The sequence below is a fragment of the Buttiauxella noackiae genome (assembly GCF_000737905.1).
Taxonomy (GTDB): Bacteria; Pseudomonadota; Gammaproteobacteria; order Enterobacterales; family Enterobacteriaceae; genus Buttiauxella; species Buttiauxella noackiae.
Window position 1 is genome coordinate 1484916 of record NZ_JPRU01000002.1, and the last position, 23206, is coordinate 1508121.

General features: G+C 50.7%; 22 protein-coding genes. 13 read left to right on the top strand and 9 right to left on the bottom strand.

Annotation, left to right across the window (positions count from 1 at the left end):
* Positions 1-18: 18 nt before the first annotated feature.
* The 4 genes from pyrB to IX31_RS23815 all read left to right on the top strand — a co-directional run bounded on the left by pyrB (position 19) and on the right by IX31_RS23815 (position 2500).
* Positions 19-951 (top strand): aspartate carbamoyltransferase, encoded by a 933-nt coding sequence (pyrB, locus tag IX31_RS15250; RefSeq protein WP_034459629.1) that lies wholly within the window; start codon positions 19-21, stop codon positions 949-951.
* Positions 952-968: 17 nt separating this feature from the next.
* Positions 969-1430 (top strand): aspartate carbamoyltransferase regulatory subunit, encoded by a 462-nt coding sequence (gene pyrI, locus IX31_RS15255; RefSeq protein WP_034459632.1) that lies wholly within the window; start codon positions 969-971, stop codon positions 1428-1430.
* Positions 1431-1574: 144 nt separating this feature from the next.
* Positions 1575-1961, top strand: coding sequence for a 2-iminobutanoate/2-iminopropanoate deaminase (ridA, locus tag IX31_RS15260; protein WP_034459635.1), 387 nt, complete (start codon positions 1575-1577; stop codon positions 1959-1961).
* Between the two features lie 404 nt (positions 1962-2365).
* Positions 2366-2500: a Hok/Gef family protein gene (locus tag IX31_RS23815; RefSeq protein ID WP_422110232.1), complete on the top strand. Its 135-nt coding sequence runs from the start codon at positions 2366-2368 to the stop codon at positions 2498-2500.
* A gap of 92 nt (positions 2501-2592) precedes the next feature.
* On the opposite strand, the gene mgtA is transcribed toward IX31_RS23815, so the two are convergent.
* The gene (mgtA, locus tag IX31_RS15265; RefSeq protein ID WP_034460125.1) at positions 2593-5304 is read right to left on the bottom strand and encodes a magnesium-translocating P-type ATPase; all 2712 of its coding nucleotides are present in this window, start codon (positions 5302-5304) and stop codon (positions 2593-2595) included.
* A 371-nt stretch (positions 5305-5675) separates the two neighbouring features.
* On the opposite strand from mgtA, the gene treR reads away from it, so the two are divergent.
* The 5 genes from treR (at position 5676) to nrdG (ending at position 12938) form a co-directional block, all read left to right on the top strand.
* On the top strand, positions 5676-6623 hold the full coding sequence (treR, locus tag IX31_RS15270; protein ID WP_034459638.1) for a trehalose operon repressor TreR: 948 nt from the start codon (positions 5676-5678) through the stop codon (positions 6621-6623).
* A gap of 121 nt (positions 6624-6744) precedes the next feature.
* Positions 6745-8163 (top strand): PTS trehalose transporter subunit IIBC, encoded by a 1419-nt coding sequence (treB, locus tag IX31_RS15275; RefSeq protein WP_034459639.1) that lies wholly within the window; start codon positions 6745-6747, stop codon positions 8161-8163.
* Between the two features lie 48 nt (positions 8164-8211).
* Complete coding sequence (gene treC, locus IX31_RS15280) at positions 8212-9870, top strand: alpha,alpha-phosphotrehalase (protein WP_034459643.1); 1659 nt, start codon at positions 8212-8214, stop codon at positions 9868-9870.
* A 345-nt stretch (positions 9871-10215) separates the two neighbouring features.
* Positions 10216-12366: an anaerobic ribonucleoside-triphosphate reductase gene (gene nrdD / locus IX31_RS15285; RefSeq protein ID WP_034459645.1), complete on the top strand. Its 2151-nt coding sequence runs from the start codon at positions 10216-10218 to the stop codon at positions 12364-12366.
* 107 nt (positions 12367-12473) lie between these two features.
* Positions 12474-12938 carry an anaerobic ribonucleoside-triphosphate reductase-activating protein gene (nrdG, locus tag IX31_RS15290; RefSeq protein ID WP_034459648.1) on the top strand — a complete coding sequence of 155 codons (465 nt, stop codon included), beginning with the start codon at positions 12474-12476 and terminating at the stop codon, positions 12936-12938.
* Between the two features lie 5 nt (positions 12939-12943).
* Here the strand turns inward: nrdG and IX31_RS23430 are convergent, their stop codons facing one another.
* Positions 12944-13585 carry an NAD(P)H-binding protein gene (locus IX31_RS23430; protein ID WP_034459650.1) on the bottom strand — a complete coding sequence of 214 codons (642 nt, stop codon included), beginning with the start codon at positions 13583-13585 and terminating at the stop codon, positions 12944-12946.
* A 15-nt stretch (positions 13586-13600) separates the two neighbouring features.
* Entirely contained in the window at positions 13601-14044 is a 444-nt protein-coding gene (locus tag IX31_RS23435) for a YhbP family protein (RefSeq protein ID WP_034459653.1), read from the bottom strand.
* Between the two features lie 53 nt (positions 14045-14097).
* On the opposite strand from IX31_RS23435, the gene IX31_RS15305 reads away from it, so the two are divergent.
* Positions 14098-14382 (top strand): GIY-YIG nuclease family protein, encoded by a 285-nt coding sequence (locus IX31_RS15305; RefSeq protein WP_034459656.1) that lies wholly within the window; start codon positions 14098-14100, stop codon positions 14380-14382.
* 70 nt (positions 14383-14452) lie between these two features.
* Here the strand turns inward: IX31_RS15305 and IX31_RS15310 are convergent, their stop codons facing one another.
* Positions 14453-14959 (bottom strand): GNAT family N-acetyltransferase, encoded by a 507-nt coding sequence (locus tag IX31_RS15310; protein ID WP_034459659.1) that lies wholly within the window; start codon positions 14957-14959, stop codon positions 14453-14455.
* Positions 14953-15477 carry a ubiquinone anaerobic biosynthesis accessory factor UbiT gene (gene ubiT / locus IX31_RS15315; protein WP_034459662.1) on the bottom strand — a complete coding sequence of 175 codons (525 nt, stop codon included), beginning with the start codon at positions 15475-15477 and terminating at the stop codon, positions 14953-14955. Before ubiT ends, IX31_RS15310 begins: the two co-directional genes overlap by 7 nt.
* A 247-nt stretch (positions 15478-15724) precedes the next feature.
* Here ubiT and ubiU point away from each other — a divergent pair, with 247 nt between their 5' ends.
* The 3 genes from ubiU to IX31_RS15330 all read left to right on the top strand — a co-directional run bounded on the left by ubiU (position 15725) and on the right by IX31_RS15330 (position 18691).
* Complete coding sequence (ubiU, locus tag IX31_RS15320; protein ID WP_034459665.1) at positions 15725-16720, top strand: ubiquinone anaerobic biosynthesis protein UbiU; 996 nt, start codon at positions 15725-15727, stop codon at positions 16718-16720.
* Positions 16721-16728: 8 nt separating this feature from the next.
* A complete protein-coding gene (locus IX31_RS15325; RefSeq protein ID WP_034460127.1) occupies positions 16729-17613 on the top strand; it encodes a U32 family peptidase in 885 nt (294 codons plus the stop codon).
* Between the two features lie 82 nt (positions 17614-17695).
* The gene (locus IX31_RS15330; RefSeq protein ID WP_034459668.1) at positions 17696-18691 is read left to right on the top strand and encodes a luciferase-like monooxygenase; all 996 of its coding nucleotides are present in this window, start codon (positions 17696-17698) and stop codon (positions 18689-18691) included.
* A gap of 31 nt (positions 18692-18722) precedes the next feature.
* Here the strand turns inward: IX31_RS15330 and mtr are convergent, their stop codons facing one another.
* From mtr to nlpI, 4 genes are all read right to left on the bottom strand, one after another.
* On the bottom strand, positions 18723-19967 hold the full coding sequence (gene mtr, locus IX31_RS15335; protein ID WP_034459671.1) for a tryptophan permease: 1245 nt from the start codon (positions 19965-19967) through the stop codon (positions 18723-18725).
* Between the two features lie 159 nt (positions 19968-20126).
* Positions 20127-22109 (bottom strand): DEAD/DEAH family ATP-dependent RNA helicase, encoded by a 1983-nt coding sequence (locus IX31_RS15340; protein ID WP_034459673.1) that lies wholly within the window; start codon positions 22107-22109, stop codon positions 20127-20129.
* Positions 22102-22179: a protein YrbN gene (yrbN, locus tag IX31_RS23260; RefSeq protein ID WP_110510645.1), complete on the bottom strand. Its 78-nt coding sequence runs from the start codon at positions 22177-22179 to the stop codon at positions 22102-22104. Before yrbN ends, IX31_RS15340 begins: the two co-directional genes overlap by 8 nt.
* Positions 22180-22289: 110 nt before the next feature.
* Complete coding sequence (gene nlpI, locus IX31_RS15345; protein WP_034459675.1) at positions 22290-23174, bottom strand: lipoprotein NlpI; 885 nt, start codon at positions 23172-23174, stop codon at positions 22290-22292.
* Positions 23175-23206 lie beyond the last annotated feature (32 nt).

Genomic DNA, 23206 nt, shown 5'->3' on the forward strand with positions numbered 1-23206 from the left:
CGAGAACAGGAGATAAACATGGCTAACCCCCTATATCAAAAACATATCATTTCCATAAACGATCTCAGTCGTGAAGAACTTGAACTGGTGTTATCTACCGCGGCAAAACTGAAAGCCAATCCGCAACCTGAACTGTTGAAACATATCGTTGTAGCCAGCTGTTTCTTTGAGGCTTCAACGCGTACTCGTCTCTCCTTTGAGACAGCGATTCACCGCCTGGGGGCATCGGTTGTCGGCTTCTCCGACAGCAGCAATACCTCGCTGGGTAAGAAAGGCGAAACACTGGCCGATACTATTTCAGTTATCAGTACCTATGTTGACGCAATCGTAATGCGCCATCCGCAAGAGGGTGCTGCACGTCTGGCAACTGAGTTCTCTGGCAATGTACCGGTGTTAAACGCAGGTGATGGTGCCAACCAACACCCGACGCAAACGCTGCTGGATTTGTTCACCATCCAGGAAACTCAGGGTCGTCTGGAAAACCTGAATATCGCCATGGTGGGTGACCTGAAATATGGCCGTACCGTGCACTCTTTGGCACAAGCCCTGGCGAAATTTGAAGGCAACCGCTTCTACTTTATCGCGCCAAACGCACTGGCAATGCCGAAATACATTCTCGATATGCTCGATGAGAAAGGTATCGTCTGGAGCTGTCATGAAGCTATCGACGACGTTGTGGGCGAGCTGGATATTCTGTACATGACTCGCGTACAGAAAGAGCGCCTTGACCCGTCTGAATACGCCAACGTGAAAGCGCAGTTTGTACTGCGCGCCGCAGACCTTGTCGATGCCCGCGAGAACATGAAAGTGCTGCACCCGCTGCCACGTGTTGATGAAATCACTACGGATGTGGATAAAACCCCGCACGCCTGGTATTTCCAGCAGGCAGGCAACGGTATTTATGCTCGTCAGGCTTTGCTGGCGTTAGTTTTGAATCGTGAACTGGTTTGAGTGAGAGGAAGATAAAGATGACACACGACAACAAATTACAAGTTGAAGCGATTAAACGCGGAACGGTTATCGATCATATTCCTGCACAGGTGGGCTTTAAATTACTGACTTTGTTCCAGTTAACTGAAACCGACCAGCGCATCACCATCGGCCTGAACTTGCCTTCAAAAGAACAGGGCCGTAAAGACCTGATTAAAATTGAAAACACCTTCCTGACGGATGAACAAGTTAACCAACTGGCGCTGTATGCACCGCATGCGACAGTAAACCGTATTGATGAATATGAAGTGGTCGGTAAGAGCAAACCGAGTCTGCCTTCACGCATTGATAGAGTGTTGGTTTGCCCAAATACCAACTGCATCAGCCGCAGCGAACCGGTCCATTCTTCGTTCGCAGTGAAAAAGCGCGATGAGAACATCAGTCTCAAATGCAAATATTGTGAGAAGGAGTTCGCACATCACGTTGTGCTGGCAGATTAATCATTGCCGCTAAAACTCCCGACCCTATAATGGACGGGAGCTTTTTTGTTTGTAGGGTGGATATGCTTCAGCATAATCCACCACTCCGATTTGGCGGGTGGCGCGTAGCTTACCCGCCCTACGAACTTAGATAAGGAAGAAATAATGTCTCGTACCATCAGCACCGAAAACGCACCCGCAGCAATCGGCCCATATGTTCAGGGTGTCGATCTTGGCAGCATGATTATCACTTCCGGTCAGATCCCAGTGAACCCAAAAACGGGCACCGTACCGGAAGACGTGGCAGCGCAAGCGCGCCAGTCTCTGGAAAACGTGCAGGCGATCGTTGAAGCCGCTGGTCTGAAAGTGGGCGATATCGTTAAAACGACTGTTTTCGTAAAAGATCTGAATGACTTTGCGACTGTAAACGCAACTTACGAAGCCTTCTTTAATGAGCACAAAGCGACTTTCCCTGCGCGTTCTTGCGTGGAAGTAGCTCGTCTGCCTAAAGATGTGAAGATTGAGATCGAAGCGATTGCCATTCGCCGTTAAGTTTTGCTGAAAAAAAAAGAGCTAATTCTGGAAAGAACTGGCTCTTTTTTTATCTTAAAAATATTCGAACAGACTGAAGCTGCTTTCAGTTATTAATCGAACCACTATTAATTAGTGCGTAAATATAAAAATACATTCAATAATAATTAAGAATTAGTCAGTTTTGAGATTTTTAAATAGTATTATCGCGGGTGCTGAAATCATTAACCTTCAGCATAAAATTACTACGTTATAATTCTTATTGTGGGCTGTGTTGCAGGTTATTTGGTAGAGGTCCCATCCCTTAAACTAGCGGATGGGGAACTACCAAAAACACCCCGACAGGTGCAATGGTAGTTCTTCTGAAGCGTAGCTTCAAGTGAAGGACTATGAAAAAAGCATTTAAGCTTTATGGTTTATGGTTTATGGTTTATGGTTTATTAATAGTTTGCTTAACAATTATCACTATTACTTTTCTGATTCAGGACTCGTTGTGCGAGTTTTTCTTTATCAATAAAGATGTGATGATATTCAGTAAACTTTCCTGCGTACGCAGTTAATAACCCATTGGGGGAGTTTGCTCCCCCAGCTTTAATGGAGTGTGATGGTAACAGCGCCCTTTTAAATATGGCTGCGCAAGCAGCCTTATTTATTACTGCCAGCCGTAACGGCGGCTATAAAAACCTTTCACGCACTGAGTCAGCGTCATATATCCCGCAAGGATCGCAATCAGCCATGGGAAATAGCTCAGCGGCAGCGCCTGGAGCTGCAGATAACTTGCCAGCGGCGAAAACGGTAGGCCAATCCCAACGACCATCACGACCAATGTCATGATCATCAACGGCCAGGCCGCCCGGCTCTGAATGAACGGGATACGACGAGTACGAATCATATGCACAATCAATGTTTGCGACAGTAAACCCACCACGAACCAACCGGACTGGAACAGAGTTTGCGCTTCCGGCACGTTGGCCTTGAACACCCACCACATGATGCAGAATGTCAGAATATCGAAGATGGAACTGATCGGCCCGAAGAACACCATAAAGCGGCCTAAATCTGCCGGGTTCCAGCGCTGTGGTTTCTTGATTTGCTCATCGTCTACGTTATCAAACGGAATCGCCACCTGGGAGACATCGTACAGCAGGTTCTGAATCAGTAAGTGCAACGGCAGCATCGGCAAGAACGGCAGGAAGGCGCTGGCCACCAGCACGCTAAACACGTTACCGAAGTTAGAACTGGCGGTCATTTTGATGTACTTCAGCATGTTGGCGAAGGTTCTGCGGCCCTCAATCACACCCTCTTCCAGCACCATCAGGCTTTTTTCCAGCAAGATAATATCTGCGGCCTCACGCGCAATATCCACCGCGCCATCCACTGAAATTCCAATGTCTGCCGCACGCAATGCAGGCGCATCATTTATGCCGTCGCCCATAAAGCCGACCACATGCCCTTCACCACGCAGCAGGCGCACAATGCGCTCTTTATGCATTGGCGTGAGGCGTGCAAACAGCGTGGTACGAACAGCCAGTGCAGCAAGCTCTTCGTCAGCCATGTTTTCAATTTCACTGCCGGTAACTAAATCACCCACATCCAGCCCCACTTCACGGCACACTTTCGCCGCCACCAGCTCGCTATCCCCGGTCAGGATCTTTACGGCAATGCCGCTTGCTTTGAGTGCTTTCAAAGCAGGCGCGGTGGTTTCTTTCGGTGGATCAAGGAACGCGATGTAGCCTTCGAGGATCAGATCCGATTCATCTACGCGACCGTAATCTTCACTCCGTGCAGGCAGGAATTTGGTGGCTACAGCCACCACACGCAAGCCCTGGCGGTTCAGATCGTCAGTCACACGGCGAATACGCGCCAGCAAGGATTCGCTGAGCGGCACGATCTCGTCGCCATAACGAACCTGTGTGCAGACGTTCAGGATCTCCTGCAGCGCGCCTTTGCAGATCAACTGATGCACCTGCGGCTGCTCGGATACCACTACCGACATACGACGACGTTCAAAGTCGAACGGGATCTCATCCACCTTCTGCCAGCGTGTGGCGGCGTAACGCGCATGATCCTCATCAACACCTTCCAGCACCGCGACATCAAGCAGGTTTTTCAGCCCGGTCTGATAATGGCTGTTAAGCCAGGCGGTATGTAGCACCTGGTTGCTGGTGGCCCCCAAAATATCGGTGTGTGACTCCAGAACAATGCGATCTTGCGTCAGCGTGCCGGTTTTGTCGGTGCAAAGAATATCCATTGCGCCAAAGTTCTGGATTGCATCGAGGTGTTTGACGATCACTTTCTGTTTAGAGAGTTTCACCGCACCGCGAGCAAGCGTCGACGTGACAATCATCGGCAACATTTCAGGCGTTAAACCCACCGCGACAGAGAGCGAGAATAGCGCCGCTTCCCACCAGTCACCTTTAGTGAAGCCATTGATCAGCAGCACAATGGGCGTCATCACCAACATAAAGCGGATCAGCACCCAGCTCACTCGGCTGATACCTTTCTGGAAAGCATTGGGCTCACTTTCTTGTTGCGTGACGCGCCCGGCCAGTTGGCCAAACCATGTATTGCCACCCGTTGCGATAATCATCGCAAGCGCCGTGCCGCTCACTACGTTGGTGCCCATGAAGCACAGCGTGTCGCATTCCAGAGGGTTGTTGTGCGACATATCGCGACTGACTGCTACCTTTTCAACCGGCAAAGATTCGCCCGTGAGCGAAGCCTGGCCGACAAAAAGATCGCGAGCCTGTAAGACACGTAGATCTGCCGGGATCATATCGCCTGCCGCCAGTTTGACGATATCGCCAGGCACTAATTGATCGAGCGGGATTTCGATAAACGCATTTTCACCGTTTTCATTCACGACACGCAGTACAGTCGCGGTGTTGCTGACCATCGCTTTGAGCGTATCCGCCGCTTTGGTAGAACGCGCCTCCTGGATGAAGTTGAGCAGCGTAGCTATCACCACCATCAGCGCAATGACGCCGGCGGCAAACATATCCTCAGTGGAGTAGGAAACAATACCAAGAATGGTAAGCAGTATATTGAATGGGTTGCGGTAGCACGTCCAAAGATGAACCCACCATGGCGACGGCTTTTGCGCAGGGATTTGGTTCGGGCCATGAAGCTCAAGTGCCTGTTCAACTTCACGCTCATTTAGACCTTCAGGATGGCTTTTAAAATCGCGATACAGTTGTTCTTCCGAGGCTGCGGCATATTTCAGGCAGGCTTCACTCAGAGAGGCTGGAACCTCTTGGGCATGAGCAACGGTGTTGTCGTCTGGCATCAGGTCGCGTTGGATCAAGCGACGTGGCAGGTGACGGCTCAGTTGTGCAAACAACTGCCGGGTCAGATTTTTTAACAGCATAGTAGTCCCTCGGCGCCGCAAAATGCGGAGCCTGGTGACATGCAGGCACGACAAAGCCATACCTTACAGGTCAAATTTTTTTATCAGCAGGGACATCGTTGAAAAGTACGATCGAGGCCGCTGCCTTACGCGATCCGGTAAGGCAACCACATCTAAAAGAGGGAGGATTACCGGATTATTCCTGTCATTACAGGGTCTGGACTGGGATCAGGTTCCATGTCGCCTCCGGTTAAAAGAAAAAGTCATTACAATACTGGCAGGTATTCTACGCCCGCAAACCTAAACCTGGCGTAAACCAGATTTTTTCCATTGTGGTATTGTTGAGGCGCCTTACTCTAATGAGCAATTGATTGCCGGGAACCTATACGATGCAAAGCCGCCTCACTATCAAAGACATCGCTCGTTTAAGCGGTGTCGGTAAATCCACTGTTTCTCGCGTTTTGAATAATGAAAGCGGCGTTAGCGCTCGCACACGAGAACGCGTGGAGGCGGTCATGCAGCAAGAAGGTTTCTCCCCTTCTCGTTCGGCGCGTGCGATGCGTGGGCAGAGCGATAAAGTGGTCGCCATTATTGTGACACGTCTGGATTCACTGTCTGAGAATCTTGCGGTGCAAACCATGCTGCCGTCTCTTTACGAGCAGGGATACGATCCGATCATGATGGAAAGCCAGTTCGACCCGGAACTGGTCGAAGAACATCTTGGCATGCTCAAACGGCGCAATATCGACGGTGTGATTCTGTTCGGTTTTACCGGCATCAACGAAAAAATGCTCACCTCGTGGCAATCGACGCTGGTTCTGATGGCGCGTGATGCCAAAGGGTTTGCCTCGGTTTGTTATGACGATGAAGGTGCCATCACCAGCCTGATGGCAAAACTCTATTCCCAAGGCCATCGACACATTAGTTTTCTTGGCGTGCCACATAGCGATGTGACAACAGGGTTACGCCGCCATAATGCCTATCTCGCCTTCTGCAAAGAGCACCAGCTAACGCCAAACGTGGCACTGCCAGGGCTTGCGATGAAACAGGGTTACGAGCACGTCGCCGAAGTGTTGTTACCGGAAACCACCGCGCTGGTATGCGCGACCGATACCCTCGCTTTGGGCGCCAGCAAATATTTGCAGGAGCACCAGAGCAACGCGCTGCAACTAGCCAGTGTGGGCAACACGCCGCTGATGAAATTTCTTCATCCGGAAATCATCACAGTCGATCCCGGTTATGCGGAAGCGGGCCGCCAGGCTGTATTACAGTTGATTGGGCAAGTTACGCAAGATCGTGAGCTACGCCAAATAGTCATCCCCTGCACTCTTCAATAAATGCCCCGATCTCAGGTTTATTGTGATCGTCGCCTTGTTTCGGGAACGTTCCCGTTTTCGAAGAAAAGATTAAAAGATAACCTTGCTGGCAGATAATTACTCCTTACTCTGGAACCTCATCATGGCCAAAGTGAAACAACAGGATATAGAAAAGCTGATAGACCTGGTCGGCGGACGGGGCAATATCGCAACCGTGAGTCATTGCATTACCCGGTTGCGTTTTGTGTTGAACAACCCACAAGCAGCTTCACCAAAAGAGATTGAAGAGCTGCCGATGGTTAAAGGCTGCTTTACCAATGCCGGGCAGTTCCAGGTTGTGATTGGCCCTGAAGTGGGTGATTACTATCAGGCGTTGATTGCCGCCACAGGGCACAGCTCCGCCGATAAAGAACAAGCGAAGCTCGCCGCACGCCAGAACATGAAATGGCATGAGCAGTTAATTTCCCATTTTGCAGAGATCTTCTTCCCGCTTTTACCGGCGTTGATCAGCGGTGGTTTGATACTCGGCTTCCGTAATGTGATTGGCGATTTGCCAATGAGCAACGGGCTCACGCTGGCGCAGATGCACCCTTCTTTGCAATCCATCTACGACTTCTTGTGGCTGATTGGCGAGGCAATTTTCTTCTATCTGCCGGTCGGTATTTGCTGGTCAGCTGTGCGGAAAATGGGCGGAACGCCTATCCTTGGGATTGTGCTTGGCGTAACGCTCGTATCACCGCAATTGATGAACGCCTATGAATTAGGTAGCAAAATTCCGGAAGTTTGGAACTTTGGCTGGTTCACCATCGAAAAAGTGGGCTACCAGGCACAGGTGATTCCAGCACTGCTGGCAGGCCTGGCTCTTGGTTTTATTGAGACGCGTCTGAAACGCATCGTTCCAGATTACCTCTATCTTGTAATAGTGCCTGTTTGTTCGCTGATTCTGGCTGTGTTCCTGGCACATGCGTTTATCGGCCCATTTGGTCGCTGGATTGGAGACGGTGTGGCCTTTGCGGTTCGCCACTTGATGACCGGCAGCTTTGCACCGATTGGTGCAGCACTCTTTGGCTTCCTGTACGCACCGCTGGTGATTACCGGTGTGCATCAGACAACACTCGCCATTGATATGCAGATGATTCAGAGCATGGGCGGCACACCGGTGTGGCCACTGATTGCACTGTCTAACATTGCTCAGGCATCAGCGGTAGTCGGCATTATTATTTGCAGCCGCAAACATAACGAACGTGAGATTTCAGTTCCGGCGGCGATTTCCGCTTACCTCGGTGTTACCGAACCGGCGATGTACGGCATCAACCTGAAGTACCGCTTCCCAATGCTTTGCGCGATGGTTGGCTCAGGACTTGCAGGCTTGCTGTGTGGCCTCAGTGGTGTGATGGCAAACGGGATTGGCGTCGGTGGCTTGCCTGGCATTCTGTCCATCCAGCCACGTTACTGGGAAGTTTACTCCCTGGCGATTCTGATTGCCGTCATCGTGCCAATCGTACTGACCAGCGTGATGTATAAGCGCAAATACCGTCAGGGCACATTGCTAGTGGTGTAGTTTGTTTTTCTGGGGCCAGTATTGGCCCCTTAGATTTAGGAATGATTTATGAATACAACTCCTCCATGGTGGCAACATGGTGTCATCTACCAGATCTACCCGAAGAGTTTTCAGGATACGACCGGCAGCGGTACCGGCGATCTTGCTGGCGTCATTAAACGCCTCGACTACTTAAAACTGCTGGGCGTTGATGCCATTTGGCTGACCCCGTTTTATATCTCCCCGCAGATTGATAATGGCTACGACGTTGCCAACTACTGCGCGATTGATCCGACTTACGGCACATTGGATGATTTCGACAAACTGGTCGCACAAGCGCATGACCGTGGGATTCGCATCATCCTGGATATGGTCTTTAACCATACCTCTACGCAGCACGCCTGGTTCCACGAAGCGCTGAATAAAGAGAGCCCTTACCGCGAATTTTATATCTGGCGCGACGGTACGCCAGATCTGGTGCCTAACAACTGGCGCTCTAAATTCGGTGGTAACGCCTGGCGCTGGCATGCGGAAAGCGGCCAGTATTATCTGCACCTGTTTGCTCCAGAGCAGGCGGATCTGAACTGGGAAAACCCGCAGGTTCGTGCGGAACTGAAGAAAGTCTGCGAGTTCTGGTCCGATCGCGGCGTGGATGGTTTACGCCTCGATGTGATCAACCTGATATCGAAAGATCAAGATTTCCCAAGCGATATTGATGGCGGTGACGGGCGTCGTTTTTATACCGACGGGCCACGCATTCACGAATATTTGCAAGAATTCAGCCGCGATGTGTTTACGCCACGCGGGTTGATGACGGTTGGTGAAATGTCATCAACCACGCTTGATAACTGCCAGCAATATGCGGCGCTGAACAGCAATGAACTGTCGATGACGTTCAACTTCCACCATCTAAAAGTGGACTACCCTGGCGGGCAAAAATGGACGCTGGCGGCTCCTGATTACGTCGCGCTGAAAGCGATTTTCAGCCACTGGCAACAAGGCATGCACAATGTGGCGTGGAATGCGTTGTTCTGGTGTAACCACGACCAGCCGCGAATTGTGTCGCGCTTTGGTGATGAAGGTGAATTGCGCGTTCCTGCGGCGAAGATGCTGGGCATGGTGCTGCACGGTATGCAAGGCACGCCTTATATTTATCAGGGCGAAGAGCTGGGGATGACCAATCCACACTTCAAACGTATCGTTGATTATCGCGATGTGGAAAGCCACAACATGTACGCCGAACTGCGTGCGCAAGGCAGAGATAGCGATAATCTGCTGGCTATTCTTGCCAGCAAATCACGTGATAACAGCCGCACACCGATGCAGTGGGACGATGGCGAAAACGCAGGTTTCACCCAGGGAACACCGTGGATTAACCTTTGCGATAACTATCAAACCATCAATGCCAAAGCGGCGGTTGATGACCCGGATTCGGTGTTTTATGCCTACCAGCAGCTGATTAAACTGCGCAAAGCAAACCCTGTTTTCACCTGGGGTAGCTATCAGGATCTGCTGCCGGAGCACCCGTATTTGTGGTGTTACCGCCGTGAGTGGCAAGGGCAAACATTGGTTGTCGCAGCCAACCTCAGCCGTGAAAACCAGTGGTGGATGCCGGAAGCCTTCGAAGGTAACTGGGATGTGCTGATGAGCAACTATTCTGACCCGGGAAGTAAACCTGGTGAGATAAGCTTACGGCCATTCGAGGCTGTTTATTGGTTGCAAGGTTAATCCTTATCCGATTTCTCCCTCATATTTGAGGGAGATCTCCTCCTTCTGATTTTAAGCGTTTTGTCCGCAGCCCATCCCTCCTGCTATGCCCGATTTACTTTGTTCTGCATCAATAAAATCGCAAACATCTTTGATGCAAATCACTACATATAGACCTTAAAATGCACCCCGCCCCTATATCTTGTATTTTTCGACTATTATAGCAACAAGTATCACAGACGATTCTGGGGATTATCTGTGGATAAACATAGACCCAAAAAAGCAAAGTCTATGGCAAAGCGAGTGAATCCCGCTTGCGAACCCTTCTATCCCTTTGTGGATAACCTTTTTTAAAATGGAGAAATCATGACACCGCATGTGATGAAAAGAGACGGGTGCAAAGTACCTTTCACTTCAGAGCGCATTAAAGAAGCTATTCTTCGTGCAGCTAAAGCAGCGGGAGTCGATGACGCAGACTATTGCGGCCGCGTCGCAGATATTGTCCGTGCGCAGATGGAAGGCCGCAGCCAGGTAGATATTGGCGAAATCCAGACCGCAGTTGAAAACCAACTGATGGCTGGTGACTACAAGCAACTTGCACGCGCTTATATCGAATATCGCCATGACCGCGATATCGAACGTGAGAAGCGTGGCCGCCTGAACCAGGAAATTCGGGGTCTGGTAGAACAAACCAACTCCGCTTTGCTCAATGAAAATGCCAATAAAGACAGCAAAGTTATCCCGACTCAGCGCGACCTGCTAGCCGGTATCGTGGCTAAACACTATGCCTCACAGCATCTGTTGCCGCGCGATGTGGTTCTGGCGCATGAACGTGGTGATATTCACTACCACGATCTGGATTACTCCCCGTTCTTCCCGATGTTTAACTGCATGCTTATCGATCTTAAAGGCATGCTGACGCACGGCTTTAAGATGGGTAATGCTGAGATTGAGCCGCCAAAATCCATCTCCACTGCCACAGCCGTCACCGCGCAAATCATTGCCCAGGTTGCCAGCCACATTTATGGCGGCACCACCATTAACCGCATTGATGAAGTGCTGGCTCCGTTTGTGACAGCAAGTTTTGAAAAACATCGTGAAACTGCCGAAGAATGGCAGATCCCGGATGCGAAAGGCTACGCGCTTTCCCGTACTGAGAAAGAGTGTTACGACGCCTTCCAGTCGCTGGAATATGAAGTGAATACGCTCCACACCGCCAACGGCCAGACGCCGTTTGTGACCTTTGGTTTCGGGCTGGGCACCAGTTGGGAGTCGCGCCTGATTCAGACTTCTATTCTGCGCAATCGCATCGCGGGCCTGGGCAAAAACCGTAAAACGGCGGTGTTCCCAAAACTGGTCTTCGCCATTAAAGATGGCCTGAACCACAAAGCGGGCGATGCGAACTACGACATCAAACAGCTCGCTCTGGAGTGCGCCAGCAAGCGCATGTATCCGGACATCCTGAACTACGACCAGGTTGTGAAAGTCACCGGCTCGTTCAAAACGCCAATGGGCTGCCGCAGTTTCCTTGGTGTGTACGAAGAAAATGGCGAGCAAATCCACGATGGCCGCAACAACATCGGCGTGATCAGCCTGAACCTACCGCGTATTGCGCTGGAAGCGAAAGGTGACGAAGCGACTTTCTGGACGCTTCTCGATAGCCGCCTGGAACTGGCTTACAAGGCGCTGATGACACGTATCGCACGTCTGGAAGGGGTAAAAGCTCGCGTGGCGCCAATCCTGTATATGGAAGGGGCTTGTGGCGTACGCCTGAAAGCAGACGATGACGTTTCTGAGATCTTTAAAAATGGCCGCGCGTCGATCTCCCTGGGTTATATCGGCATCCATGAAACAGTGAATGCACTGTTTGGTAACCAGCACGTTTATGACAGTGAAGAATTACGTGCGAAAGCCGTGGCGATTGTCGAACGTCTGCGCCAGGCCACCGACACCTGGAAAGACGAAACCGGATACGGTTTCAGCCTGTACAGCACGCCAAGTGAAAACCTGTGCGACCGTTTCTGCCGTCTTGATACCGCTGAATTTGGTGTGGTTCCGGGCGTCACCGATAAAGGTTACTACACCAACAGCTTCCACTTAGATGTTGAGAAAAAAGTTAACCCGTACGACAAAATCGATTTTGAAGCACCGTATCCACCGGTCGCGAACGGTGGTTTTATCTGTTACGGCGAATACCCGAACATTCAGCATAACCTGCAAGCGCTGGAAGATGTGTGGGATTACAGCTACAAACACGTTCCGTATTACGGCACCAATACACCAATTGATGAGTGCTACGAGTGTGGCTTTACCGGTGAGTTTGAATGCACCAGCAAAGGTTTCACCTGCCCGAAATGTGGCAACCACGATGCCGCTCGTGTATCGGTAACACGCCGTGTTTGTGGTTATCTCGGCAGCCCGGACGCACGTCCGTTTAACGCAGGTAAGCAAGAAGAAGTGAAGCGCCGCGTGAAGCATTTAGGTAATGGGCAGATTGGCCTTTCGCAAAGCAATTGACGTCAGAGCAAGGCGGCAAACGAAGAATCCCTGGGAGCTGACTAAAGTCAGTGACCAGGGGGATTGAGAGCAGCTAACGCAGCTATGATGGCAAGTGAGAAGCGAAAATGAATATCCATCAGTATTACCCGGTCGACATCGTCAACGGGCCGGGAACACGCTGTACGCTGTTTGTTTCCGGTTGCGTGCATGAATGCGTTGGGTGCTATAACAAAAGCACCTGGCGGGTTAATTCCGGTATGGCGTTCACCCAGGAAATGGAAGACCGGATTATTGCCGATCTGAACGATACGCGGATACGTCGCCAGGGGTTGTCGCTTTCGGGCGGCGATCCGCTGCATCCACAAAACGTGCCGGATGTGCTGAAACTGGTGCAACGGGTTCGGGCCCAATGTCCTGGCAAAGATATCTGGATGTGGACGGGTTACAAGCTTGATGAATTAACCGAAACTCAGTGCGAAGTGGTTGATTTAATTAACGTGCTAATCGATGGCAAGTTCGTTCAGGATTTGAAAGACCCAGCGCTGGTCTGGCGCGGCAGCAGCAACCAGGTCGTACATCATTTGCGTTAAGCCCCTTACGGGGCTTTTGCTATTTCACGTAACTGGCTTGAGTCCAGAATATTCACACCCTCGCCTGCGGGTTTAAGCGCCTCATGCAGCATTGCTTTCGCCACATCCCTTGCTTCAATGGACTTCCACTTCCCTGGCATGATTTTGAACAAAGGAGCAAACAGCGACTCATTTAAGCGCTGTGATTCCCGATGGCCAAGCAGCATGGACGGACGAGCAATCGTCAACCGTGGCCACTGTTGCGCTATCAGTGCCTCCTCCATCTCCCCTTTTACCCTGTTATAAAAGAATGGCGATTTGCTGTTCGCGCCAATGGCGCTTACCACCAGCATCTGTTTAGCTCCCAGACGTAGCCCGGTGATGGCTGTATCCACCACCAGCGTGTAATCCGCCAGCACAAAAGCTTCTTTGCTTCCTGCCTCACGCATCGTGGTGCCAAGACAGCAAAAAACGACATCCAGCGGTTCGGTTAATTGTGTCAGAGCGTCGCTTAGCTGGGGATCGTGAGGGTTGGTGACTTTGTTCATCGGCGGCAATGGACGCCGCGTCGCAGCAACGATGTGGCTGACTTGCGGTTCGTTAATCAGCATATGAAGTAAGTGCCCACCAACCAGCCCTGTGGCTCCTGTTATCAAAACCCGGCTCATAAGATCTCCTCTCGCTTATTCACCAAGTTTAGTGTCATCTCGCAACCAATGGAGCTTTTTACCGAAACCGAGCGTGTTATCGGTCATTTTTATTTCATCAAGACGAATTTCCCACACCGGTGCCTTCATCACTCGCGCCACCGGGAAGCGTTTGCAGTAACGAGCACGAATGCTGTCGGCTTCTTGCTCTGAAACCCGCGTGATTTCACCACGAAACTGTACGCCACGAATTAGCGCCACGGTTTTAGGCTGCCCATTTACCGTTCCGGCCACATTGGCTTGTTGACCAATCAGCTCACCATGACGAGTATGAGTTTCGCTTAACAGGTAGAAAGCGACACGTTGTTCATCAAATAAGTAGAACGCGTTAGCGCACCATAAATCACCATTACTGCCTGCGCAGTAAGTCAGTACATGCTGTTTGTTCAGCCAACGACTGATGGCATTGAGAGTTTCCATGTGCAACCTGAAGAGTGATATTCTGCGGAAAACATCAATTATGCGCCCGACCTATGTCCCCCTGGTATCTCTATTTAGTCCGCACCCTCGATAACCGTTTATATACGGGCATTACCACCGATGTGGAACGCCGTTTCTCTCAGCATCAGACCGGGAAAGGTGCGAAAGCATTACGTGGGAAAGGCGAGTTAACATTGGCCTTTAGCCATCTGGTTGGTGATCGCTCAAGCGCGTTGCGCCTGGAGTATCGTATCAAGCAGCTAACTAAAGCGCAGAAAGAGTGTTTAGTTGCCGGGGAATTGTCTTTTGAAGATCTGCTGGCAGACCTTCAAACATAAAATATCCCCAATAGATTTCGTGTTGCAGGAGTGCAGCCAAACACCCCTGCAGCGCGAAAGATGATGGGGATTAAAATTCGCGATTAAAGTGCTCGTGATATTCCACCAGCCCTGAGACACCATTAAGCGCGTCATCAGCCAATGGATGAATCAAGAAATGGGCTTCGGTATCGGGCCAGATACAACGCAAGCCATGTTGCGCCGCTGGAACAAAACCAAAGCGGCTATACAGCGCAGGTTCGCCTAACGTTACAACAGCGGCATAGCCAAATTCATTGAGTGAATCGAGCCCTTCATAAACCAGTTTTTTCGCCAGCCCCTGGCCGCGATAAGCCTCATCTACAGCCAGTGGTGCGAGGCCAACCCACTGAAGCTCTTCACCTTCTACCGCAACCGGACTGAATGCGGCATAACCGACGACCTGGCCTTCTTCATCTGTGGCAACAACACCCAGAGTTAACAGGCCGTCTTCTCGTAAATCCTTCACCAAATCCGCTTCGCCATTGCCATTAAAGGAGCGGCGAAGTAAAGCATCGATGCCTGGAGCATCAATAGGTATTTCTACACGAATTAGCATGGCTCACCTACCGAGTTACTTTCTGGAGCAGGTTTGTGTTTCATCCCCGCTTCGACAAAATCAGCCAGTTGCAGCAGCAGCATGCGTAATGGTTTTGGCATCGCATCCAGCTCAATGGCATCCATTAAATTTTTGACGTACAGACCCAGTTCGGTGTCACCTTCAATCATCAGGCGGCGTTGGAAAAACAGGGTGTCGGGATCTTGTTTACGAGCAGCAATCATCAACAAATCGTTGGCTGTCGCACTGAAACTCACATCAGCCGGAGCATCTTCACGCACAACCAGTTTATTGTCTTGTACCGAAGTAAACCATTTTAGGCCGAGATCGCGCACTTCAATACTTAGCCAGCGTCCCTCAAGAAATTCGAGTTCACCTTCTTCCATTGCCTGACGGAACTGCCAGCCAAGAACCTGTTCAAGCACCTGGCGCTTTAGAGCAAAGGGTGTGAGTTTAACCGGTGTTCTTAACAGTGACGGGCCAAGATGGACCAGGCGTGAACGCAATTTATCCAACACAAGCTTTACTCCTTGAGAAATTTAACCGCTATTTTGACACACCAGCCATTCTCCGTAGCGGTGTAAATCAACAAGTTTGCGGGTTATCAATACCATCATATTGATTTCATCAATACGCCATTAGCTGCCTTAAATCAAAATTTGTCGTGGACGGGTTAACTAAAATCCCAGTTCGTTAACAATTTTGCTGTCCGACACTGGGCCGCATGGGTTTCCTCTGAGGTTACCCAATGATTCAGGATAAATTATGGAGTTGCTTTGCCCAGCTGGAAACTTACCGGCGTTAAAAGCGGCCATCGATAATGGTGCCGATGCGGTTTACATTGGTCTTAAAGATGATACCAACGCTCGCCATTTTGCTGGACTGAATTTCACGGAGAAGAAACTGCAAGAAGCGGTAAGTTACGTGCATCAACATCGCCGTAAACTGCATATCGCTATCAATACGTTTGCGCATCCGGACGGCTACGTTCGCTGGCAACGTGCAGTAGATATGGCAGCGCAACTCGGAGCCGACGCTTTAATTCTGGCCGACCTTGCCATGCTTGAATACGCGGCTGAACGTTACCCGCATATTGAGCGCCACGTATCGGTACAAGCCTCCGCCACCAATGAAGAAGCTGTCCGCTTTTATCATCGCAACTTCGACGTTGCGCGCGTTGTTTTACCGCGCGTGTTATCCATTCATCAGGTAAAACAGTTGGCTCGAGTGACCCCCGTGCCACTGGAAGTTTTTGCGTTTGGTAGCTTGTGCATCATGGCCGAAGGGCGTTGCTATCTTTCTTCCTACCTGACCGGCGAATCACCAAATACCGTAGGTGCATGTTCTCCTGCGCGTTTTGTGCGTTGGCAACAAACTCCACAAGGCCTCGAATCACGCCTCAACGATGTTCTTATCGACAGGTATCAGGATGGTGAAAATGCAGGTTACCCAACGCTGTGTAAAGGCCGCTATCTGGTTGACGATCAGAAATATCACGCTCTCGAAGAACCAACTAGCCTGAACACACTTGAGCTGCTGCCTGAATTATTAGCCGCGAATATTGCATCAGTGAAAATCGAAGGCCGCCAGCGTAGCCCGGCCTATGTCAGTCAAGTGGCGAAAGTCTGGCGTCAGGCAATCGATCTGTGTATGGCTGATCCGGAAAACTACCGTGCGAAACCTGCGTGGATGGAAGATCTGGGGGCAATGGCCGAAGGTACGCAAACTACTCTCGGTGCCTATCACCGTAAATGGCAGTAGGGATAACCATGAAATATTCATTAGGGCCAGTTCTGTACTACTGGCCAAAAGAGACGTTGGAAAAATTTTACCAGGCGGCGGCAAACAGCAGTGCCGAGACGATCTATCTTGGTGAATCGGTATGCAGCAAACGTCGCGCAACCAAAACCGGCGACTGGCTGGATATGGCGAAGAGCCTTGCAGGCCAGGGCAAGCAAGTTGTGCTTTCAACTTTGGCGTTGGTTCAGGCTCCTTCCGAGTTAAACGAGCTCAAGCGCTATGTTGAAAACGGTGATTTCCTGATTGAAGCCAATGACCTCGGTGCTGTGAATATGGCGGCAGAACGCAAACTGCCTTTTGTCGCAGGCCATGCGCTTAACTGCTATAACGCGGTGACGCTTCGGTTGCTGCACAAACAAGGCATGGTTCGTTGGTGTATGCCCGTTGAGCTTTCGCGTGACTGGTTGGCTAACATGCTCACTCAGTGTGATGAGTTAGGCATTCGCAATAAGTTTGAAGTTGAAGTGCTCAGCTATGGCCATTTGCCTTTAGCGTATTCCGCACGCTGTTTCACCGCGCGTTCCGAAGACAAGCCAAAAGATGAATGCGAAACCTGCTGCATTAAATATCCTGTCGGCCGCAATATGTTGTCTCAGGAAAACCAGCAAGTGTTTGTGCTAAACGGTATTCAGACTATGAGCGGTTATGTGTACAACCTCGGAAATGAACTGGCATCGATGAAAGGCTTAGTCGATATGGTGCGTTTATCACCGATGGGCATGGAAACACTTCGCGTTCTGGAAGCCTTCCGCAAAAATGAGAACGGCAATGCGCCGTTGTCTCTGGCACAGCAAAACGATTGTAATGGTTACTGGCGACGCGTCGCTGGCTTAGAACTGGTTACTCATAGCTGAGAAAAGGCTCACTTTGTTACTTAATTGTTGATGGTTTTCGGCAATACTGAAAGGCAATCATCAATAAACAGAGTGAGCCGCTATGTCTCAGACTCCTTTCTCATTACTCGATCTGGCCCCAATCCCACAAGGCTCTCAGCCGCGTGACGCGTTTCATCGCTCTCTGGATTTAGCTCGCCTTGCCGAAAAGCGTGGCTATCACCGCTACTGGCTGGCTGAGCACCACAATATGACCGGTATCGCCAGTGCGGCAACATCCGTGCTGATTGGTTATCTGGCGGCAAATACTGAAACTTTGCGCCTCGGTTCCGGTGGCGTAATGTTGCCGAATCACTCACCTTTAGTGATTGCCGAGCAGTTTGGTACGCTGGAAACGCTTTATCCTGGGCGTATTGACCTGGGATTAGGGCGCGCGCCAGGCAGCGATCAGCGCACAATGATGGCATTACGCCGCCATATGAGTGGCGATATCGATAACTTCCCGCGGGATGTCAGTGAGCTGGTTTCGTGGTTTGACGCAACCGATCCAAACCCGGCAGTGCGCCCGGTTCCTGGCTACAACACTAAAATTCCTGTCTGGCTGCTGGGTTCAAGCTTGTATAGCGCTCAACTGGCGGCACAACTTGGACTGCCGTTTGCCTTTGCTTCACACTTTGCACCCGATATGTTGTTCCAGGCGCTGCAACTTTATCGTGCCCAGTTTAAACCATCTGCCCGACTGGAAAAACCTTACGCCATGGTGTGCATTAACATTATTGCCGCTGACAGCAACCGCGATGCTGAATTCCTGTTCACTTCGATGCAGCAAGCTTTCGCTAAATTACGTCGTGGTGAAACTGGCCAGTTGCCACCACCGATTGAAAACATGGATAGCTTCTGGAGCCCGGCTGAGAAATATGGCGTGCAGCAGGCATTGAGCATGTCTCTGGTGGGAGATATTGCGAAAGTACGCCACGGTCTGATCTCATTGCTGCGTGAAACGCAGGCTGATGAAATAATGGTTAACGGCCAAATTTTTGATACCGAAGCTCGCCTGCATTCCTTTGACCTGGCGATGGATGTGTACGAAAGCCTGTAAAGTTTTCGCCCCTCAGATGAGGGGCGAAATTTTAGTGATAAACCGGCAGTAAATCGAAGCTTGAAAGGATATGGATGGCGGCGTTAGTCACACCGAAGATAAGAATCAGCACAATCATTTTATTGCCGCCCCATACCCGGTAAATAGGGCTGCCGAATTTCTTGCGAGAAGCTTTTGCCAGAAGAGCAGGAACAATTGCCGCCCAGATAGTCGCCGCTAACCCCGCAAATCCAATCGCGTAGATAAACCCGTCAGGCCAGATAACACCGCCTAGCATTGGCGGAATAAAGGTCACCAGTGCGGTTTTCAAACGTCCCATTGGCGAGTCGTCGAATTTAAACAGGTCGGCCAGATAATCAAATAAGCCAAGGGTCACACCCAGGAAGGAGCTGGCTACGGCGAAGTTAGAAAATACGATCAGCAGCAAATCCAACGCACGACTTTTCAGGACTCCACTCAATGCCCCGACCAGCACATCAATGTTCCCGCCTTTGTCAGCAATGGCAATGAAATCACTGCGCGGAATATTTCCCATGCTACCCACCAACCAAATGATGTACAGCACCAGCGCCATCAGCGTTCCCCAGACAAGGCAGCGCTTAATAGTCTGTGGATCTTTGCCGTAATACTTCATCAGGCTAGGCACATTACCGTGGTAGCCAAATGAGGCGAGGCAAAATGGCAGCGTCATCAGCAGATAGGGGAAGTAGCTCGGATTTATCGCTTTACTATCCAGCAGCGTTGCAGGTTCAACATGCCACATCAGGCCGCCAAACGTCATAAAGAAAGTCAGGATTTTCGCGCCAAGCACGATGGTTGTCATACGGCTAACAGCGCGCGTACTGAGCCATACAATAAACGCCACAATCAAAGCAAAAATCAGCCCGGCGAATCGCGCGGGGAAATCGACAGACATTTTACCGAGCGTATGGTGAATCACCGAGCCGCTTGCCGAAATGTAGGCATAGGTCAGGATATACAACACAAATGCGATGGAAAGACCATTGATCAGGTTCCACCCCTTGCCCAGCAAATCTTTGGTGACGGTGTCAAAACTTGAGCCTACGCGGTAATTCAAGTTGGCTTCCAGAATCATCAAACCGGAATGCAGCATACAAAACCAGGTTACGACCAGTGCAGCTAAAGACCAGAAGAACCACGCCCCGGACATCACCACCGGCAGAGAAAACATGCCTGCACCAATTATTGTGCCGCCAATAATCATGATACCGCCGAAGATAGACGGCGAGGCCTGGGTGGTCGATAAGGTTGCCATACGAATTCCTGAAACGATGAACGGCTGTCGAAGCGACAGGTTTACTGCGCAACATTGTACCAGTACATGAGTACAATTTGGATAAAAAAAATCCCGGTTGCATTAACCAGGATTTTTATCACTGCCTGCTGATGAACAGCAGGCATAAACTTCTGTCAATTAAGCTTCAGTTGTACGACGACGAGCTGGCGCTGCGCCATCTTCACGACGTGGGCCACGACCACCTTCACGGCGTTCGCCGCTGAAGCTGCGTGGTGCACCAGCACCTGCTGGGCCATCACGACGTGGACCGCGACCGCCTTCACGACGCTCACCGCCACCGAAACCACGGCCAGCACCTGCACCAGCACCGCCGCCACGACGTTCGCCGCCACGGTCAGAACGCGGTTGTGCATCACCCATCAACTGCATATTCATTGGTTTGTTCAGAATACGAGTACGGGTAAAGTGCTGCAGGATTTCGCCCGGCATGCCTTTTGGCAGTTCGATAGTAGAGTGAGTACCGAACAGCTTGATGTTACCGATGTAACGGCTGCTGATATCACCTTCGTTAGCAATAGCGCCAACGATATGACGAACTTCAACACCATCATCACGGCCAACTTCAATACGGTACAGCTCCATATCGCCAACATCACGACGTTCGCGACGTGGTGCATCGCCATCACGCTGTGGACGATCTGAACGTTCTGGACGGTCACCGCGTGGGGCACGATCGCCACGTGGAGCACGATCTGAACGCTCGAAACGCTCATCACGTTCACGGAATTCACGACGTGGACGCATTGGTGCATCTGGTGGCAGGATCAGAGGACGTTCGCCCTGTGCCATTTTCAGCAGTGCTGCAGCCAGTGTCTCCATATCCAGCGCTTCTTCAGATTCAGCAGAAGGTTGGATTTTTGCCAGCAGACCACGGTACAGATCCAAATCGCTGCTTTCCAGTTGCTGCTGAACTTTAGCTGCAAACTTAGCCAGACGACGCTCACTGAGCAGATCACGGTTTGGCAGTTCAACTTCAGGAATAGTCAGCTTCATGGTGCGTTCGATGTTACGCAGCAGACGACGCTCACGGTTCTCAACGAACAGCAGAGCACGGCCAGCACGACCCGCACGACCAGTACGACCGATACGGTGAACGTAAGACTCGGAGTCCATCGGGATGTCGTAGTTAACAACCAGGCTGATACGCTCAACGTCCAGACCACGAGCTGCAACGTCAGTTGCAATCAGGATGTCCAGACGACCGTCTTTCAGACGCTCCAGAGTTTGCTCACGCAGCGCCTGGTTCATGTCGCCGTTCAGTGCAGCACTGTTATAGCCGCTTTGTTCCAGGGCTTCTGCCACTTCCAGAGTTGCGTTTTTGGTACGTACGAAAATGATCGCCGCGTCAAAATCTTCAGACTCAAGGAAACGAACCAGTGCTTCGTTCTTACGCATACCGTGCACAGTCCAGTAGCTCTGGCTGATGTCCGGGCGAGTAGTCACGCTAGATTGAATGCGTACTTCCTGCGGATCTTTCATGAAACGACGGGTAATACGACGAATCGCTTCTGGCATAGTTGCAGAGAACAGAGCGGTCTGATGACCTTCTGGGATCTGCGCCATGATAGTTTCAACGTCTTCAATGAAGCCCATACGCAACATTTCATCAGCTTCGTCCAGTACCAGACCTTTCAGGTTGGACAGATTCAGCGTACCGCGTTTTAAGTGGTCAAGCAGACGACCTGGGGTACCAACAACAATTTGTGGTCCCTGACGCAGGGCGCGCAGCTGCACGTCATAACGCTGGCCACCGTAAAGGGCCACAACGTTTACGCCGTGCATATGTTTAGAGAAATCCGTCATGGCTTCAGCAACCTGAACCGCCAGTTCGCGGGTCGGTGCCAGCACCAGGATTTGTGGTGCTTTCAGCTCTGGATCAAGGTTGTGCAGCAGCGGCAAAGAGAACGCTGCAGTTTTGCCGCTACCAGTCTGGGCCATACCCAGTACATCGCGGCCAGCCAGCAGCTGTGGAATACACTCTGCCTGGATTGGAGAAGGTTTTTCATAACCCAGATCGTTCAGGGCTTTAAGGATGGAGTCGTTAAGACCCAGATCAGAAAAAGTAGTTTCGATAGTAGTAGTCTCGATGATATCAGTCATGTAGTACACGTGCCTCGTAGATGGCGGCCAGTCTACATAACTCATCGTGAAATTGACCTGCAATTTTCATTGAAAAGTGTGAACCGGCTCAAATTTGGTTGATTAACGAACAAAAACGCCCTCACCCGTTAAGGTGATGACTTTAATAAAAAAGTTTATGGGCTGATCGATGTTCGTCAGCTATTGCTGGTCCGATTCTGCCAGGTCATCTTGCTCCTGGCCCAAGAGCGCTAATTCCAACAATGCATAACGATGCTCAACGTAGTTGTGTACGTTGTTAGCGACCGCTAACTTGAACAGTGCCGTGGCGCTGTCCTTTTCCCCCAGACTTAGGTAGTACTTACCTAAATAGAAGTTGGTTTCACTGAGATGCTCAGCGAGCGAGGTGTTATCCGTTGCGTCCGCCTCGAGGCGTTCCATTAACGTTTTTTCGTTAATGTTCCCCAGGTAGAACTCGACAATGTTCCATCCCCATTGCTCTTTATCCGATTTATCGAGGCGCTGTTGTAACGCCACTTTAGCCTGCTTTGCATCTAAATTGCTTTCAACAACGTAGAGCCACAGACTACGGAAAGGATCATTGGGATCGTCTTGATAAAACGCTAGCAGATCATCTTGCGCTAAACGATAACGACCACCGTAGTAGAGGGCGATACCGCGATTTAAATGCGCATAGTTGTAAGTTGGATCAAGCTCAAGTACAGAATCAAACGCTTCATAGGCAGCATCAAAATTGCCTGCCTGCGTTAAATATATACCTAAGTAATTGAATACTTCAGGCATATCGGGGCGGATTGCCAACGCTTGTGAAAAATCATTTCGCGCCAGAGCCCGCAAGCCGAGGCTATCATACAACACTCCGCGCTCATATAAAAGCTGCGCGCGCTCATCATCGGTTAAAGCCCGGCTGGCAAGTATCTGCTCCATGCGTGCAAGAATAACTTCTTGCTGCAAAGTCGGCTGCAATGGCACCGCCAGGACTTCACGTTCACGCCAGGAGGAGTTGCTGCATCCTGCCAGCGCGAGAGCTGTCGCAACGAAACACCAGCGCAAAAAAGGCTTCATTTCCCACTCCCGAAGACAACATATGGATGACG

Excerpts from the sequence above, each read along its gene's own strand:
- nrdG (WP_034459648.1), top strand. The coding sequence starts at position 12,474 with ATGAATATCCATCAGTATTACCCGGTCGACATCGTCAACGGGCCGGGA.
- IX31_RS15305 (WP_034459656.1), top strand. The coding sequence starts at position 14,098 with ATGTCCCCCTGGTATCTCTATTTAGTCCGCACCCTCGATAACCGTTTA.
- nrdD (WP_034459645.1), top strand. The coding sequence starts at position 10,216 with ATGACACCGCATGTGATGAAAAGAGACGGGTGCAAAGTACCTTTCACT.
- IX31_RS23815 (WP_422110232.1), top strand. The coding sequence starts at position 2,366 with ATGGTTTATGGTTTATTAATAGTTTGCTTAACAATTATCACTATTACT.
- yrbN (WP_110510645.1), bottom strand. The coding sequence starts at position 22,179 with ATGAAAATTGCAGGTCAATTTCACGATGAGTTATGTAGACTGGCCGCC.
- IX31_RS15310 (WP_034459659.1), bottom strand. The coding sequence starts at position 14,959 with ATGCTAATTCGTGTAGAAATACCTATTGATGCTCCAGGCATCGATGCT.
- treR (WP_034459638.1), top strand. The coding sequence starts at position 5,676 with ATGCAAAGCCGCCTCACTATCAAAGACATCGCTCGTTTAAGCGGTGTC.
- treB (WP_034459639.1), top strand. The coding sequence starts at position 6,745 with ATGGCCAAAGTGAAACAACAGGATATAGAAAAGCTGATAGACCTGGTC.
- mtr (WP_034459671.1), bottom strand. The coding sequence starts at position 19,967 with ATGGCAACCTTATCGACCACCCAGGCCTCGCCGTCTATCTTCGGCGGT.
- nlpI (WP_034459675.1), bottom strand. The coding sequence starts at position 23,174 with ATGAAGCCTTTTTTGCGCTGGTGTTTCGTTGCGACAGCTCTCGCGCTG.
- ridA (WP_034459635.1), top strand. The coding sequence starts at position 1,575 with ATGTCTCGTACCATCAGCACCGAAAACGCACCCGCAGCAATCGGCCCA.
- IX31_RS15325 (WP_034460127.1), top strand. The coding sequence starts at position 16,729 with ATGAAATATTCATTAGGGCCAGTTCTGTACTACTGGCCAAAAGAGACG.
- IX31_RS23435 (WP_034459653.1), bottom strand. The coding sequence starts at position 14,044 with ATGGAAACTCTCAATGCCATCAGTCGTTGGCTGAACAAACAGCATGTA.
- IX31_RS15340 (WP_034459673.1), bottom strand. The coding sequence starts at position 22,109 with ATGACTGATATCATCGAGACTACTACTATCGAAACTACTTTTTCTGAT.
- IX31_RS23430 (WP_034459650.1), bottom strand. The coding sequence starts at position 13,585 with ATGAGCCGGGTTTTGATAACAGGAGCCACAGGGCTGGTTGGTGGGCAC.
- pyrB (WP_034459629.1), top strand. The coding sequence starts at position 19 with ATGGCTAACCCCCTATATCAAAAACATATCATTTCCATAAACGATCTC.
- IX31_RS15330 (WP_034459668.1), top strand. The coding sequence starts at position 17,696 with ATGTCTCAGACTCCTTTCTCATTACTCGATCTGGCCCCAATCCCACAA.
- ubiU (WP_034459665.1), top strand. The coding sequence starts at position 15,725 with ATGGAGTTGCTTTGCCCAGCTGGAAACTTACCGGCGTTAAAAGCGGCC.
- pyrI (WP_034459632.1), top strand. The coding sequence starts at position 969 with ATGACACACGACAACAAATTACAAGTTGAAGCGATTAAACGCGGAACG.
- treC (WP_034459643.1), top strand. The coding sequence starts at position 8,212 with ATGAATACAACTCCTCCATGGTGGCAACATGGTGTCATCTACCAGATC.